Source organism: Arthrobacter sp. P1_B9, from assembly GCF_056406495.1.
In genome coordinates this window covers 1-15,362 of record NZ_JBFUAA010000008.1, presented here as the reverse complement: position 1 = coordinate 15,362, position 15,362 = coordinate 1, and the positions used below count along the sequence as shown (strand labels likewise).

Genomic DNA, 15,362 nt, shown 5'->3' with positions numbered 1-15,362 from the left:
CGGCGAATCAGGCGTGGGTCAGCGCGGCGGCCGGGACCGTCGCGTGGGCAGCCGCGACAACCGCCGCGGCGACGTCGGCGGCAACGTGGGGGTCGAAGACGCTGGGAATGATGTAGCTGGCATTGAGCTCGTCGTCGGCGACCCGGTTGGCGATCGCCGCGGCGGCGGCCACCAGCATCTCGGGGGTGATGTCCGCCGCCCCCGCGTCCAGCAGCCCGCGGAAGAACCCTGGGAAGGCCAGGACGTTGTTGATCTGGTTGGGGAAGTCGCTGCGGCCGGTCGCCACCACAGCGGCGTGCCGTGATGCGACCACCGGGTCGATTTCCGGCGTGGGGTTGGCCATGGCGAACACAATAGCGTCGTTGGCCATGGATGCCACCTGTTCTTCGCCGATCACGTGCGGTGCGCTGACGCCGATGAAGACGTCGGCTCCCTTGAGCGCTTCGTGCAGGGTGCCCGAGAAGCCCCGTTCATTGGTGTTCTCGGCAATCCACGTGCGGTGCTCGTCGTTGTACTGTTCGCCGAAGTGGATCGCTCCCGAGCGGCCGGCGGCGATGATGTTGCGGGCCCCCTGTGCCTTGAGCAGCGCGATGATGGCGGAGCCGGCGGCGCCGACGCCCGAAACGACAATCCGGACCTCGGAGAGTTTCTTGTCCACGACGCGCAGGGCGTTGGTCAGGGCTGCCAGCGTGACGATTGCGGTTCCGTGCTGGTCGTCGTGGAAGACCGGGATGTCGAGTTCCTCGCGGAGCCGGGTTTCGATCTCGAAGCAGCGCGGAGCGGCGATGTCCTCAAGGTTGACCCCGCCGTAGACCGGGGCGAGCGCCTTGACGATCCGGATGATTTCCTCCGTGTCCTGGGTGTCCAGGCAGACCGGCCAGGCGTCGACGTTGGCGAACTGCTTGAAGAGCGCGGCCTTGCCTTCCATGACCGGCAGTGCGGCGGCCGGGCCGATGTTGCCGAGGCCCAGGACGGCGGAGCCGTCGGTCACGACGGCGATGGTGTTGCGTTTGATGGTCAGGTTCCGGGCGGCCTCAGGGTTTTCCGCGATCGCCAGGCAGACGCGGGCGACGCCGGGGGTGTAGGCGCGGGAGAGGTCGTCCCGGTTGCGCAGGGCGACCTTCGGCACAACCTCCAGCTTGCCGCCGAGGTGCATCAGGAAGGTTCGGTCCGAGACGTTCCGGACCGTGACGCCGTCGAGCGCGTTGAGCGCGTCCTTGACGCGTGCGGCGTGGTCGTCGTCCGTGGTGTTGCAGGTGACGTCGACTACCAGGGTCTCGTGGTGGGACTCGGTGACGTCCAGGGCCGTGATCGCGGCGCCGGCCGCACCGACGGCGGCGGCCAGTTCGCTGGTGGCACTGAAGCTGGACGGCGCCTCCACACGCAGGGTGATCGAATTTCCGGGGCTCGGATTCGCCATTGAATTTCCTCCTAGTCGGCCCGCGGACGGGCTCTTGCTGCACTTACTTATTTCGTATGATGGATATTATTATCTACTTTGTGGAATTACAAGCCCCGAGGGTCCGTCGACGGCGGGCCGGCGGTACTGTATCTTGGGTCTACTAAGCACTTTTTTCACGATGTGGATAAAATTTGTCGGAAGCAACCTCTCAGGAGAGCAAAGTTATGGCGGAAAAAGCCCCCGGAGGCGTGCAGTCCGTTGAACGCGTTTTCGAACTTCTGGAACTGATCACTGACGCCGGCGGCGACGTCACACTCAGCGAACTCTCGTCCTCCACCGACCTGCCGCTTCCCACCATCCACCGGCTGCTGCGCACCCTCGTTACCCTGGGCTACATCCGGCAGCTGCCGAACCGGCGCTATGCCCTGGGCCCGCGCCTGATCCGTCTGGGCGAGGCGGCGAACAAGCAGCTCGGCGCGCTTGCCCGGCCGCAGCTCCAGTCCCTCGTGGAACGGCTCGGGGAAACCGCCAACATGGCCGTGCTGGACTCTGACATGGTGATGTACGTGGCCCAGGTCCCGTCCCTGCATTCCATGCGGATGATCACCGAAGTGGGCCGCCGCGGTTACATGCATGCCACCGGCATGGGCAAAGCGATCCTGGCCCAGCTGGACGATGAGACGGTGCGTGGCATCGTGACCCGGAAGGGCATGCCCACCCCCACTCCGAAGAGCATCGGCGACGTCGAGTCCCTGTTCGCCGACTTGAAGCTGATCCGCGGCCGCGGCTATTCGATCGATGAGGAAGAGCAAGAGATCGGCGTCCGCTGCTTCGCGATTGCCATCCCCAATGCGCCGACCCCCGCGGCGATTTCCGTCTCCGGGCCTGTTTCCCGGGTGGACGAGACTTTCGCGGATCGGGCTGTGCCATTGCTGCGCGAGGCAGCCCTGGCGATCTCCCAGGACCTTAACAAGAGCTGACCTCCAGCTGCTGTGCCGCCGTTTGCCAGGCCACGTTGCGGCCCCTTTACCTTCACAGGGAGGGGCCGCAACGCTCATGCCGGTGGTGTCTTAGGGGGCTAGTGTTCGGATGTCGCGGCGGACTCCACCGGGACTTCCTTGCCGTCGCAGTCGATCAGTTTGCCGTTCTCGTAACGGTCGCCCTCGGCAAGGCATTGAAGGTCTTCCTCGCGGATGACGCGGCCCGTTCCGGCCACGAAGACCGACTGGTTCTCCGAGTTGCCCTTCTTTAGGTGGTTGAAGAGCAGGTTCAGCGCGATGGCCATGACCGCTGCGGAGCTGATGCCGGAATGGAAAATCGTTGCGAACCAGCTGGGGAACTTGTCGTAGAACGTGGGGGCGGCGATCGGGATCATCCCGAAGCCGATGGAGGCGGCGACGATGATCAGGTTCATGTTGTTCCGGTACTCCACCTTGGCCAGCGTGCGGATGCCGCTCGCGGCCACCGTGCCGAAGAGCACAATTCCGGCACCTCCCAAGACCGCCGTCGGGACCGCCGCGACCACGCGGCCGAGCACCGGCAGCAGGCCCAGCAGCACCAGGATGACGCCGCCGGCCGCCACTACATAGCGGCTCTTGATCTTGGTGACGGCGACCAGGCCAACGTTCTGGGCGAACGCGCTTTGCGTGAAGGAGCCGAAGACCGGCGCCACGAGGCTGGAAACCATATCTGCCCGCAGGCCCGCTGCGATCCGCTTCGAATCAACCCGGGTGCCCACGATTTCGCCGACGGCCAGGATGTCGGCCATGGTCTCGGTCAGGATCACCAGCACCACGATCAGCATGGAGATGATGGCGGCAGCTTCGAAGGTGGGTGCGCCGAGGTGGAACGGTGCGGGGAAGGCGACGATCGGGCCGTCGCCGACGTTCGAGAAGTCCGCCATGCCGGTGACGACGGCGACCCCCGTTCCGGCCAGCATGGCCAGCAGGATGGACAGGCGGGAAATAGTGGCGCTGCCGACCTTGCTCAGCAGGAGCACGAGGGCCAGGGTAATAGCCGCCAGCCCGATGTTGGCCACGCTCCCGTAGTCCTCGGCCTTCCTGTTTCCGCCCATGGCCCAGTTGGCCGCCACGGGCATCAGTGTTAGGCCGATGATGGTGATGACTGTGCCGGTGACCACCGGCGGGAAGAACCGGACAATCTTGGAGAACACCGGGGCGATCAGCAGCCCGATGGCTGCAGAGGCAATGACAGCGCCGAAGACGGCAGGGAGGCCGCCTCCGCCGGTGACGATGGCGACCATCGTCGCCACGCTGGCGAACGAGACGCCCTGAACCAGGGGGAGCTGGGAGCCGAAGAACGGCAAGCCCAGGGTCTGGAGCAGCGTGGCCAGGCCGCCCATGAAGAGGGCCGCGGCGATCAGAACCCCGACGTCGGCCGGAGCCAGGCCGGCGGCCTGGCCGACGATCAGGGGGACGGCGATGATGCCGCCGTACATGGTCAGGACGTGCTGGAAGCCGTAGGCGAAACTGCTTCCGATGGAGAGTCGTTGGTCCTCGGGGCGGGGGGTGCCGCCGGAGCCGCCGGTGCGTGGCAGCCGGGCGGTTAATTTCTTGCGTGCGTTCATGGCAGACCTTCTTGGTTCATGGCGGACTTCTTCGTCCGGCTAACAATGTCTGGCTAACGGGTGCTGGAATGCCGGCGCCGGAGTTCCGGGCCGGCCCGCTCGGGAGTCCTAGCAGAAGCCGGCGATCCCGGACCAGGCGATTTCCGCGGGGCTGGCGTCTTCACGCTGGACGGTGGCTTCGATCAGGCCGTAGGGGCGGTCGGCGGCGAAGAAGACCTCGTTGGGGTTGTCGAGGCCAAAGGGCGAGAGGTCAACGAGGAAGTGGTGCTTGTTGGGCATGGAGAACTTGATCTCGTCGATCTCGGTGTGAGCTTCGAGGACCTTGGCGCCCATGTCGAAGAGGGTCTGCTGCAGGGCGTGGGAGTAGTTTTCGCTGAAGCCCTCCAGCAGCAGGCTCTTGACGTCCTCGTAGCTCTTGTTGAAGTCGAACGTGCCGAAATCGGTGCCGGTCCTGAAGCGCCAGCGGGCCGATACGTCCGTGGCGAGGATGCGGTCGGACGTTTCCGGGAGGGTGGTGTACTTGTCCCGCGGGAAGCCGCTGAACCCGGACTGGGTCGACTTCAACACGGTGAGGTCCTTGAGCCCGGCGATGAGGTGCTCGGTACCGCTGTTGCGGACAAGGACCGCGGTGCGGACTTCCTGGCCGCTGCGGACGAAGGAGTGGTCGTGCCCGGTCCCGTGGGCCTGGATCCGGTCCCATTTGTAGGATTCGGCTGCCCAGCGGCCGCCGGTGACCCAGTCGAAGTTCGAGGTGAAGTGCTTGCCTAGCCGCAGCAGGAAGGCTTCCGGGGAGCCGATGCCGTCCCGGGCGAAGGCATAGATGGTGTTCTTTTGGGTGTCCGTGGCCACCACATGGCTGTTGTCGCCTTCGAGGTGGGCAGCCGCGAAGTCCCCGCGCAACTGCGAGGTGACATTCAGGTCTTCGATTTCATGGCGGTCGGTGTCCCTGGTGATCTTGACGACCCGGACTTCGGCTTTTCCGTACTGGTTGTGGCCGAGGACGATCTTGTTGCTCATGGTCTGATTCCCAACTTCAGGTATGTGGCACCAAAGTCCCACATAGAAATTAAGCGCGTGTTTCCCGCGCGTTTCTCATTCCGTCGGCCCACAAAAAAGAGCCGACATCAGTTGATGCCAGCTCATTACGACCCTGCCTGCTGCTCCCAGGTTACGTGACCTGCGCCACGAATTGGGATTAAGCGTAGCCCGGTCCGGGCGTGGTGTACATCACTTTCCGAAAAAACGGTTTGTGACCGCGGCGGTTGGGGCTCTTGACCGCAGGCTTCCGCCGCCCTAGTCTTTTCCATATAGCAATAAATTATTTCCAAAATGTGGAATTCAGCCGCATGATTCGGTTCGGTGCGAGGAAGCAGCCACACAATGCATGAGGAGGAATCCATGAACTCGCAGGAGAAGGGCAGTGCCGTTGAATTTCCGGCGCCCGGCCAGGAGCTGTACCTGCCGTTCAGCGCCGCGGACTTCGGTGCCACAGACCCGGACTTCTACATTCCGGCCGACTGCGAACGGAGGGACCGCGGCTTTTCCCGATGGCTCCGTGCGCTGCCGCTCTTTGGCCGGTAGGCGTTTTGTTTGGGCGGTAGGGCGGCGTTGGCGTGAAGACCCGGAAATAGAGATTTCACATAACGAAACTGGGCTTCCCTCAAATAGGGCGCGCCGCGCGGACATCCCGGTGCTACTGTCGATCTTGCCAACGGCGGGCAGCCCGGGACGCGGGAAGCTATCTACCAGGCGCAACCTTCAAGGCACATGCTGAAGACTGGTCACCGTCGCATACGGCCCTTGCGTACCCGTCACGGTGTACAGGCTTCCGCAGGTAGGGAGTGGCGGCATGACTACAACCGATACGGCCCAGAAGTTCCTGGCGAGATCCATCGAGTTGGCTACGGCCAACGTCCTGAACGGCGGCGGCCCGTTCGGCGCAGTGGTGGTCACTGCGGACGGGCTAGCGTTCGAAGGCGTCAACCGCGTCACCGCCACCAACGATCCCACGGCGCACGCCGAGGTCACGGCCATCCGGCAGGCCTGCAGCGAACTTGGCACTTTCGATCTCAGCGGAGCCACGCTCTACTGCAGCTGCGAGCCGTGCCCCATGTGCCTGGCGTCCGCACTGTGGGCGCGGGTGTCACGCGTGATGTTCGCCGCGGACCGGCACGATGCCGCGGCTGCGGGGTTCGATGACGCCGTCTTCTACGAATACTTCGAAAACGACCAGCGCGACACGCTCATGCCGGTGGGCAGGCTGCAACTGACAGACCCGCAAGCGCCCGCGGCACTGGATCCCTTCAAGGCCTGGAACTCGCTTGAGTCCCGGACCGACTACTAGCGCCGGGGACTGCGGCCATGTTGGATCTGCTCCCGCACCTGGGCACATGGCCGCCGGCCGCGTCCGGGCAGCGCTACGCGGTGGCCACCGTGGTGGGCACCGACGGATCGGTGCCGAGGCCCGTGGGCACCTCCATGCTGGTCTCCGAGGCCGGTGAGGTGCTGGGCAGCCTGTCCGGCGGCTGCGTTGAAGGGGCCGTTGTGGAGGCGGCTCTGGCGGCAATGCGCGATGGCGGGACGCGCCGGGAGTGCTTCGGCTACAGCGCCGAGGACGCGTTTGCCGCCGGGCTGACCTGCGGCGGCAGGCTGGAAATCCACATCGAACCCGTGGATACGGGGCCCGGCCGGCTGCGGCTGGACGGCCTGCTGGCCCTGGCCGGGAGGCATCCGGCCGGCGGCGCTGCGCTGATCCGCAGGGTCGACGCCGGCGGAGGCGGCGCCGTCGTGGTTCCAGACCCGGCGGCCTTCCAGGTACTGCAGTCGGCCGAACTCGCCGCGATGCTCGGTGCGGGCGGTTCCGGTGGTGCCGGGCTCGCGATGCGGGCGGCAGCAGCCCAGTTGGAACCGCTGCTGAGGGGAGGCCGTACAGGGCTGGTCCGGATCGCGTCCGCGGGGGAGCGCCAGCAGGAACCCGTGAGCCTGCTGGTGGAGAGCCGGCTACCGGCACCGCGCCTGCTGATCTTCGGCGCCAATGACTTCGGTGCGGCACTCGTGCCGGCCGCGAAACTCCTGGGCTTCCATGTCACGGTGTGCGATGCGCGCCCGGCGTTCGCACAGCAGGACAGGTTCGGCGCCGCGGACGAGGTGGCCACGGCCTGGCCGCACCGGTACTTGGCGGACCAAGTGCTGGCCGGCCGCACCGACGCCCGGACGGCCATCTGCGTGCTCACACACGATCCGAAATTCGATGTCCCGCTCCTGCAGGCCGCGCTCGGCCTGGACGTGGACTATGTCGGCGCCATGGGGTCCAGACGAAGCCACCGCGGGCGGATCGATGCTCTGCGGCAGGCCGGCGTGGCCGACGGCGACCTGGCCCGGCTGCACTCACCCATCGGCCTGGACCTCGGGGCCGTCACGCCGGAAGAGGTCGCGGTCTCCATCACGGCAGAACTCGTGGCCAACCGGAGCAAGGCCGCCGGGCTGGCCCAGGGCAGCGTGTCCCTGAAGGATGCCAGCGGCCCCATTCACCACTACTCCCGAAATCATCAGGACAGCAGTCATCACGGCCGCAACCATCACGGCCGCAACCATCACGACAGCAGCGCCGGCATGCCGGAACCTGAGGAGGCCCAGTGGACATGAACACCATCGAGGCCGTGGTCCGCACCGCGGATCCGGCGCAGTGGCGCGAAGGGGACGCCTGGCTCGCGGGGGGTACCGTGCTTTTCTCCTCTGGGAGCCCCGCCGCCGGACAGGAACCGCTCCGGCGCCTCCTGGACCTCGGCTCCACGGACTGGACACCCATAGCGGTGTCGGCGGCCGGCATCGAGCTGGCGGCGACCTGCACCATCGCGCAACTGTATGCATTCCCGGATGCGGATGCGGATGCCGATGCGGATGCGGATGCCGGCTCGGCCGCCGGCCGGGGGCTGGCCGGGAACTGGCCCGGCGTGGAACTCGTCCGCCCCTGCTGCGAGTCTTTTGTGGCCTCCTTCAAGGTCTGGTACATGTCCACGGTGGGCGGCAACCTGTGCACTTCCCTGCCGGCCGGGCCCATGATCTCGCTTTGCGCGGCGCTCGACGCCACGGCCACCATTCTGGGCCCCGGCGGCGCCCGCCGCACGCTCCCGGTGCTGGACTTCGTTACGGGCGACGGGACGAACTGCCTCGCTCCCGGCGAGCTCCTGCGCAGCGTGAGCCTGCCGGCGGCGGCACTGTCCTCCCGGGTGGCCTTCCGCCGGCTGTCGCTGAGCAACCTGGGCAGGTCAGCGGTGCTGCTGATTGGAAGGCTCGACGCCGGCGGCACCCTGGTCCTGACCGTCACCGCAGCCACCAAGCGCCCCGTGCAGCTGCGCCTGGAGTCCTCCGCGGCGGCGCTCGCCGGCGCCCTCACTGATGCTCTCTCCGAGGCCTTGGATGCCGCCATCCCCGATGACCTGTACCACGACGACGTCCACGGCCTGCCCGCCTGGCGCAAGGACATGACGTACCGGCTGGCCCATGAAATCCAGACCGAACTCACCGCCCCGGCAGGCCGCGACCCGTTACGCATATCCGGTGACTTCTGGCCGCCGCGGGGCGGGACCCTGAACGGTGGACCCCGGACGGAAGGTGCCTGAGCATGAGAATCGAGATCAACGGTGTCCCGGCGCAGGCCGAACCCCGTCCCGGCCAGTGCCTGCGGACGTTCCTTCGCGAACGGGGGAACCTGGGCGTCAAGAAGGGCTGCGACGCCGGCGACTGCGGCGCCTGCACGGTGCACGTGGACGGGGTCCCGGTGCACAGCTGCATTTATCCCGCGGTCCGCGCGGAAGGCCGGGCGGTCACCACGGTGGAAGGACTGGCCGCCGCCAGCGCCTCCGGCGGACCCGGTGACCCCAACAGCACCGCGCTTCATCCGATGCAGCAGCAGTTCCTGGACCGGCAGGGCTTCCAATGCGGCTTTTGCACGGCCGGCATGGTGATGACGGCAGCGACGTTCGATGAGGAGCAGAGGGCGGACCTGCCGCGGAACCTGAAGGGCAACCTGTGCCGGTGCACCGGGTACACGGCCATCGAGGACGCCGTCTGCGGGAGGGGGAGCCGCCCGGTCACCCCTTCTGAGGGGCCCGGCCGGCCGGAGCCGCGCCCCGGACAACTGGGCGACGACGCTCCCGCCCCCGCCGGCCTCGCCATCGTCACGGGGCAGGCCCGCTACACCCTGGACGTCCCGGCCGATGAACTGCCCGGGCTGCTGCACGCGAAACTGCTGCGCTCGCCGCATGCCCACGCCCGGATCCGCTCCATTGACGCAGCAGCCGCGCTGGCGATTCCCGGGGTCACGGCCGTCTTCACCCACGAGGACTCCCCGGCGCAGCTGTTTTCGACCGCGCAGCACGAGCTCTACACCGACGACCCGGACGACACCCGAGTGTTTGACGACGTCGTGCGGTTCACCGGCCAGCGCGTCGCCGCCGTCGTCGCCGGGACGGTGGCGGCAGCGGAGGCAGGCGTGCGGGCCCTGAAGGTCGACTACGAGGTGCTGGACGCCGTCTTCACCCCGGAGAACGCCATGCTCCCCGGCGCCCCCGCCCTCCACGGGGACAAGGACGCGACCACGGCCCGCATCAGCCGGCCGGAGCGGAACGTCGTCGCGGAAGTGCATTCCGAGCTCGGCGACATGGCGGCCGGGTTCGCCGCGGCGGACTTCATCCACGAACACACGTACCGGACTCAACGGGTGCAGCACATGGCGCTCGAAACCCATGCCTCCATCGCCTCGATCGGCGGTGACGGGCGCCTGCTGATCCGCACCTCGAGCCAGGTCCCGTTTCTGGTGCGGCGCACCCTGGGCCGGGTGTTCGGCCTGCCGGAAGAGCAGATCCGGGTGGTGGCCGGACGGGTGGGCGGCGGTTTTGGCGGCAAGCAAGAGGTGCTCACCGAAGACGTCGTGGCGCTGGCCGCCCTGAAGCTCAACCGCCCCGTGCAGCTTGAATTCACCCGGACCGAACAGTTCACCGCCGCCACCACCAAGCATCCCTTCACCATCCATCTCAAGGCCGGCGCCAGCCGCGACGGGCGGCTGACCGCACTGAAGCTGGAGGTGCTCACCAACACGGGCGCCTACGGCAACCACGCGACCGGGGTCATGTTCCACGGCTGCGGTGAGTCGTTGGCGGTGTACAAATGCGCCAACAAGAAAGTGGACGCCCACGCCGTGTACACCAACACGGTGCCGTCCGGTGCCTTCCGAGGCTACGGGCTCAGCCAGATGATCTTCGCGATCGAATCCGGCATCGACGAGCTCGCGGCAGGGATCGGCATGGACCCCCTGGAGTTCCGCCGCCGGAACATGGTCCGGGAAGGCGACGACATGCTGTCCATCCGCGACGAGCCCCAGGAGGACGTCCGCTACGGCAGCTACGGCCTGGACCAGTGCACGAAGCTGGTCGAGGACGCGCTGGCCCGTGGGCGAGAACGCTGCCGCGCCGCCGGCCTCGACAGCCTGGGACCGGACTGGGTGGTCGGGGAGGGGACTGCCATGTCCATGATCGACACCGTCCCGCCACGCGGCCACTTTGCCCACTCCAGGCTCCGGCTCCTGCCCGACGGGACCTACGCCGCCGACGTCGGGACGGCAGAATTCGGCAACGGCACCTCCACCGTCCACGCGCAGCTCGCGGCCACCGCGCTGTCCACCTCCGCCGCCCGCGTCACCCTCCGGCAGTCCGACACCGACCTCGTGGACCACGATTCCGGCGCGTTCGGATCTGCCGGCACCGTGGTGGCCGGCAAAGCGACGCTGGCCGCCGCAGAGGACCTCGCCCTCCGCATCCGCGCCTTCGCCGCCGGCCTCCGCCGCGTGCCGCCCTCCGGCTGCGTCCTGGACATGGACGCCGTGGTCTGCGAGGGAACCCGGGTGCCCCTGACGGAAATTTACGGCGCCGCGGAGCAGGCCGGCGTCGAGCTCGCCGCCGAGGGGCGTTGGGGCGGGACGCCGCGCTCGGTGGCGTTCAATGTCCAGGGCTTCCGGGTGGCGGTGAATACCGGTACGGGGGAGCTGCGGATCCTGCAGAGCGTGCAGGCGGCCGATGCCGGCGTGGTGGTCAACCCGCGCCAGTGCCGCGGCCAGATCGAAGGCGGGATCGCGCAGGCCCTCGGCTCTGCGCTCTACGAGGAGGTCACAGTGGACGACGCCGGCCGCGTCACCACCGACGTCCTGCGGCAGTACCACGTCCCCTCCTTCGCCGACGTGCCGCGCAGCGAGGTGTACTTCGCCGACACCAGCGACAAGCTGGGCCCGCTGGGCGCGAAGTCGATGAGCGAGAGCCCGTTCAATCCGGTGGCGCCGGCGCTCGCGAACGCCATCCGGAACGCCACCGGCGTGAGGTTTTCCCAGCTGCCCATCTCCCGGGACAAGATCTACCTGGGCCTGAAGGAGGCAGGGCTGGTTCCTCCGCTTTGAGGCCGCTGACGGCCTATAGTCGGACGATGGAACAACGAATCTTGGGCAAAACCGGACGAAACGTCTCCACGGTCGGGTTGGGGACCTGGCAGCTTGGCGCGGACTGGGGCAACGTGGACCCCGCGCAGGCGCAGGCCATCCTGGCGGCCTCCGTCGAAGCGGGCGTCACGTTCTTCGACACCGCGGACGTCTATGGCGACGGCCGCAGTGAGCAGGCCATCGGCGCGTTCCTGGCAGACAACCCCGGCCTGGACATCACGGTGGCCACCAAGATGGGCCGGCGGGTGGAGCAGCGGCCGGAGAGCTACAACCTCGCCAACTTCCGCGAATGGACGGACCGGTCGCGGCGCAACCTGGGCGTCGAGCAGCTGGATCTGGTCCAGCTGCACTGCCCGCCCACCGCGGTGTACAGCAACAACGAGGTCTACGACGCGCTGGACACGCTCGTGGCCGAGGGGGCCATCCGCAACTACGGCGTTAGCGTGGAGCGGACCGAGGAAGCCCTCGAAGCAATGCGCCACGACGGCACCGCCACCGTGCAGATCATCCTCAACGCCTTCCGGCTCAAGCCGCTGGATGAAGTGTTGCCCGCCGCCGAGGCCGCCGGGGTGGGCATCATCGCCCGTGTCCCGCTCGCCTCCGGGCTGCTCTCCGGCAAATACACCGCGGAGACGTCCTTCGCGGAGGACGATCACCGGAACTATAACCGCACCGGATCGGCGTTCGACGTCGGGGAAACCTTCTCCGGCGTGGACTTCGGGGAAGGCCTCAAAGCGGTGGCCGAGTTCGAGGAACTGGTGCCCGACGGCGTCAGCACCGCCCAGGCGGCCATCGCCTGGATCGCGGCGCAGGACGGCGTCAGCACGGTGATCCCGGGCGCGCGGAACGTGGACCAGGCGCGCTCCAATGCCGCCGCGGCGGGTGTCAGCGGCATTGACGCAACGTTCGACGTCGGCGTCCGCGAAATCTATGACCGCTACTTCCGCGAAACGATCCACCCCCGCTGGTAGGGCGCTTATTCTGCCGGGTGTCCCCAAGGGCCGACAAATGACTGTTTCCTCCATCGACGGCTTCGTTGACCGTCTCGCGGCCGTCGAAACGGGGCCGGGGTGCAACAACTTCTTTGATCACACCGTGCCTGGAAATGCGCAGCGCCGGCGGAACCTGGAGCTCTATCTGCGGGAGATGCAGGACCGCGCCCCAAAGGTCCTGCTGCTGGGCGAAGCCCCCGGGTACAGGGGCATGAGGATCACCGGGATTCCCTTCACGAACCGGTCCATGTTCGAAAACCCTGCCAACGGGTTTGGGCTGTTTGGGCCCGGGAAGGGGTACGTGCTTCCGGCAGACGCCGAAGGCATAGCCGCCGAGCCGACGGCCACGGTGATGTGGCAGGTCCTGGCCGAGCTGGAGTTCCTGCCCCTGCTGTGGAGCGCGTGTCCGTGGCACACCCACGTGCCCGGGCGGCCGCTGTCCAACCGCACGCCGAGGGCGTCCGAGGCTGACCTTGGAACTCCGTTCTGGCAGGCGCTGATCGAGGCGTTTTCCATCGAAACTATGGTGGCCGTGGGCAATGTGGCGCACCGCAGCCTGCAGCGCAGCGGCCTGGACGCGCCGAAAATCAGGCACCCGGCCCACGGCGGCCGGTCCGTTTTCAAGCGTGGCCTGCAGGAGTTTTTGGCTCACTCGCGCTAAAACCAACGCGAGGTCAGACACGGCCCATCGAGGGGGCCTTAATGGGCCGTATCTGACCCCGCGTTGTCTTTAGTCGAGGAGGTGCAGCTGTTCGGGGGAGTCGAGGTCCTCGCCGCCGGAGAGGTCACTGCAGTCCACCAGATCAACCAGGTCCGGATGGGCCCGCAGGAACTGCCGGGCGCCGGCGTCGCCCGTTGCTGTTTCCGCGGCTTCGGTGCGAAGCCCGGCATCGAGCAGCAGCGGGTGTCCGCGCTGCAGCGTCCCCTCCGCGTCGCGGTAGCCGGCCGCCGTTACCCGGCCGGGCCGGTGGGCTGCCAGCAGCCGGGTGACGGTCTCCCTGGTCAGGCCGGGCTGGTCCACCAGCGCAATGAGCACATGGGCCTCCAGGGCCGCCGCGGCGATACCGGCCCGGAACGAGCTGCCCATCCCGCTGGCCCAGTGCGGGTTGTCGATGACCCGGTGCCGGCCGAGGTCGGTGGCGGCGCGGACCCTTGCCGCATCCGCGCCAAGCACCACCACCACCTCCCGGCAGCCGCCCGCTAGCAGCACGTCAGCGAGCACTTCGACCAGCGTGCGGCCATGGAAGGGGAGCAACGCCTTGGGCCCGAGCCCCAGCCGGGTCCCGGCTCCGGCGGCCAGCAGCACCGCCGTCGTGCCGCCGGATCCGGTGCCGTGCGCTCTGCTGTCGCTCATCTGCCCACCATAACTCGCTTCTCAGGCGTCGCCACCCGCTCCTCCGGTGGTCCCGGCGGTGACGTCCAGGAGCTTGTAGCGGTCGATCGCGTAGGCGGGCACCCCGCTATCGACCTCTCCGCGCGAGGCCAGCAGCTGGAGGGTCTTCACTACAATCGAGTGGATGTCGTTCTTGAAGAAACGGCGGGCCGCGGCGCGGGTGTCGGAGAAGCCGAAGCCGTCCGCGCCGAGCGAGGCGAACTGGTGCGGCAGGAACTGGCGGATCTGGTCCGGCACGGCCTTCATGTAGTCGGTGACCGCCACGACCGGCCCGGTGGCACCGGCGAGCTGCTGGGCCACGAACGGGACGCGGGCGGGCTGGCCGGGGTTCAGGAAGGCCTCTTCTTCTGCCGCGAGGCCGTCGCGGCGGAGTTCGGTCCAGGAGGTCACGGACCAGACATCGGCGGAGACGCCCCAGTCCTCGGCGAGGACCCGCTGGGCTTCGAGGGCCCACGGAACGGACACGCCGGAGGCCAGGATCTGGCTTTTAGGCCCGTCAAAGTCCGACGCCGACACCCGGTAGATGCCTTTCAGGACACCGTTGACGTCGAGATTTTCGGGTTCGGCCGGCTGGAAGATCGGCTCGTTGTACACCGTGAGGTAGTACATCAGGTTCCGCGACGGATCGTTGTCGGCAATTTCTTTCCCGGCTTCACCGGGCCCGTACATCCGCTCCAGGCCGTCCCGGATGATGTGGCCCATTTCGTACCCGAACGCTGGGTCGTAGGTGACGACGGCCGGGTTGGTTGCCGCCAGTATCGGGGAGTGGCCGTCGGCGTGCTGCAGGCCTTCGCCGGTCAGGGTGGTGCGTCCGGCGGTGGCGCCGATGATGAACCCGCGGGTCATCTGGTCGGCGGCGGCCCAGAAGGAATCGCCGGTGCGCTGGAAGCCGAACATCGAGTAGAAGACGTAGACCGGCACGAGCGGTTCGCCGTGCGTGGCGTAGGACGTGCCGGCAGCGGTGAAGGCCGCCACCGCCCCGGCTTCATTGATGCCCGGGTGGATCAGCTGGCCCTGGGCCGATTCCTTATAGGCAAGGACGAGCTCCCGGTCCACGGAGAGGTAGCCCTGGCCGTCCGGGTTGTAGATCTTCGCCGTCGGGAAGAACGCGTCCATGCCGAAGGTGCGTGCCTCATCGGGGATGATCGGCACAATCCGCTTGCCGAACTCCTTGTCCCGCATGAGGTCCTTGAGCAGGCGTACAAAGGCCATGGTGGTGGCGGCGTGCTGCTTGCCGGAGCCGCGGTTGGCGACTTCGTAGACCTTCTCGTCCGGGAGGGTGACGTCGGCGTGCTTGGAGCGCCGCTCGGGGACGAAGCCGCCGAGTTGCTTGCGGCGGTCCATCAGGTACTGGATCTCCGGGGAGTCCATGCCGGGGTGGTAGTACGGCGGCCGGTAGAGGTCCGCTTCGAGCTGGTCGTCCGTGATCGGGATGCGCAGGTGGTCGCGGAAGGCCTTGAGGTCCGCGAGGGTGAGCTTCTTCATCTGGTGGGTCGCGTTGC

At 67.5% G+C, this 15,362-nt stretch carries 13 protein-coding genes; 8 read left to right on the top strand and 5 right to left on the bottom strand.

The annotated features are described in order from the left end of the window. Positions 1 to 7 precede the first annotated feature (7 nt). Positions 8 to 1,420 (bottom strand): NAD-dependent malic enzyme, encoded by a 1,413-nt coding sequence (locus AC1D1A_RS12460; RefSeq protein WP_476856964.1) that lies wholly within the window; start codon positions 1,418 to 1,420, stop codon positions 8 to 10. 206 nt (positions 1,421 to 1,626) lie between these two features. Here AC1D1A_RS12460 and AC1D1A_RS12455 point away from each other — a divergent pair, with 206 nt between their 5' ends. Further along, positions 1,627 to 2,382 (top strand): IclR family transcriptional regulator, encoded by a 756-nt coding sequence (locus AC1D1A_RS12455; protein ID WP_476860186.1) that lies wholly within the window; start codon positions 1,627 to 1,629, stop codon positions 2,380 to 2,382. A 98-nt stretch (positions 2,383 to 2,480) separates the two neighbouring features. Here AC1D1A_RS12455 and AC1D1A_RS12450 read toward each other — a convergent pair whose 3' ends face one another. Together AC1D1A_RS12450 and pucL are read right to left on the bottom strand one after the other, a co-directional pair. Continuing rightward, complete coding sequence (locus AC1D1A_RS12450; protein WP_476887149.1) at positions 2,481 to 3,989, bottom strand: nucleobase:cation symporter-2 family protein; 1,509 nt, start codon at positions 3,987 to 3,989, stop codon at positions 2,481 to 2,483. Positions 3,990 to 4,097: 108 nt separating this feature from the next. After that, entirely contained in the window at positions 4,098 to 5,006 is a 909-nt protein-coding gene (gene pucL / locus AC1D1A_RS12445; RefSeq protein ID WP_476860184.1) for a factor-independent urate hydroxylase, read from the bottom strand. Positions 5,007 to 5,387: 381 nt separating this feature from the next. On the opposite strand from pucL, the gene AC1D1A_RS12440 reads away from it, so the two are divergent. The 7 genes from AC1D1A_RS12440 to AC1D1A_RS12410 all read left to right on the top strand — a co-directional run bounded on the left by AC1D1A_RS12440 (position 5,388) and on the right by AC1D1A_RS12410 (position 13,128). Beyond that, a complete protein-coding gene (locus AC1D1A_RS12440; protein ID WP_476860183.1) occupies positions 5,388 to 5,570 on the top strand; it encodes a hypothetical protein in 183 nt (60 codons plus the stop codon). 268 nt (positions 5,571 to 5,838) lie between these two features. After that, complete coding sequence (locus AC1D1A_RS12435) at positions 5,839 to 6,333, top strand: nucleoside deaminase (RefSeq protein ID WP_230008935.1); 495 nt, start codon at positions 5,839 to 5,841, stop codon at positions 6,331 to 6,333. 17 nt (positions 6,334 to 6,350) lie between these two features. Then, positions 6,351 to 7,634, top strand: a complete 1,284-nt coding sequence (locus AC1D1A_RS12430) for an XdhC family protein (protein WP_476947838.1) — start codon at positions 6,351 to 6,353, stop codon at positions 7,632 to 7,634. Then, positions 7,625 to 8,611 (top strand): FAD binding domain-containing protein, encoded by a 987-nt coding sequence (locus tag AC1D1A_RS12425; protein ID WP_476947837.1) that lies wholly within the window; start codon positions 7,625 to 7,627, stop codon positions 8,609 to 8,611. The genes AC1D1A_RS12430 and AC1D1A_RS12425 overlap by 10 nt, the downstream gene beginning before the upstream one ends. 2 nt (positions 8,612 to 8,613) lie before the next feature. Further along, entirely contained in the window at positions 8,614 to 11,436 is a 2,823-nt protein-coding gene (locus AC1D1A_RS12420; RefSeq protein WP_476947836.1) for a molybdopterin-dependent oxidoreductase, read from the top strand. A 26-nt stretch (positions 11,437 to 11,462) separates the two neighbouring features. Beyond that, positions 11,463 to 12,446 carry an aldo/keto reductase gene (locus tag AC1D1A_RS12415; protein ID WP_230007749.1) on the top strand — a complete coding sequence of 328 codons (984 nt, stop codon included), beginning with the start codon at positions 11,463 to 11,465 and terminating at the stop codon, positions 12,444 to 12,446. A gap of 37 nt (positions 12,447 to 12,483) precedes the next feature. Beyond that, on the top strand, positions 12,484 to 13,128 hold the full coding sequence (locus tag AC1D1A_RS12410; protein ID WP_476947835.1) for a uracil-DNA glycosylase: 645 nt from the start codon (positions 12,484 to 12,486) through the stop codon (positions 13,126 to 13,128). Positions 13,129 to 13,197: 69 nt separating this feature from the next. Here AC1D1A_RS12410 and nboR read toward each other — a convergent pair whose 3' ends face one another. Continuing rightward, entirely contained in the window at positions 13,198 to 13,821 is a 624-nt protein-coding gene (gene nboR, locus AC1D1A_RS12405) for a nicotine blue oxidoreductase (protein ID WP_476947834.1), read from the bottom strand. A gap of 21 nt (positions 13,822 to 13,842) precedes the next feature. Beyond that, on the bottom strand, positions 13,843 to 15,362 hold a 1,520-nt coding region (locus AC1D1A_RS12400), incomplete at its 5' end, for a transketolase-like TK C-terminal-containing protein (RefSeq protein WP_476947833.1).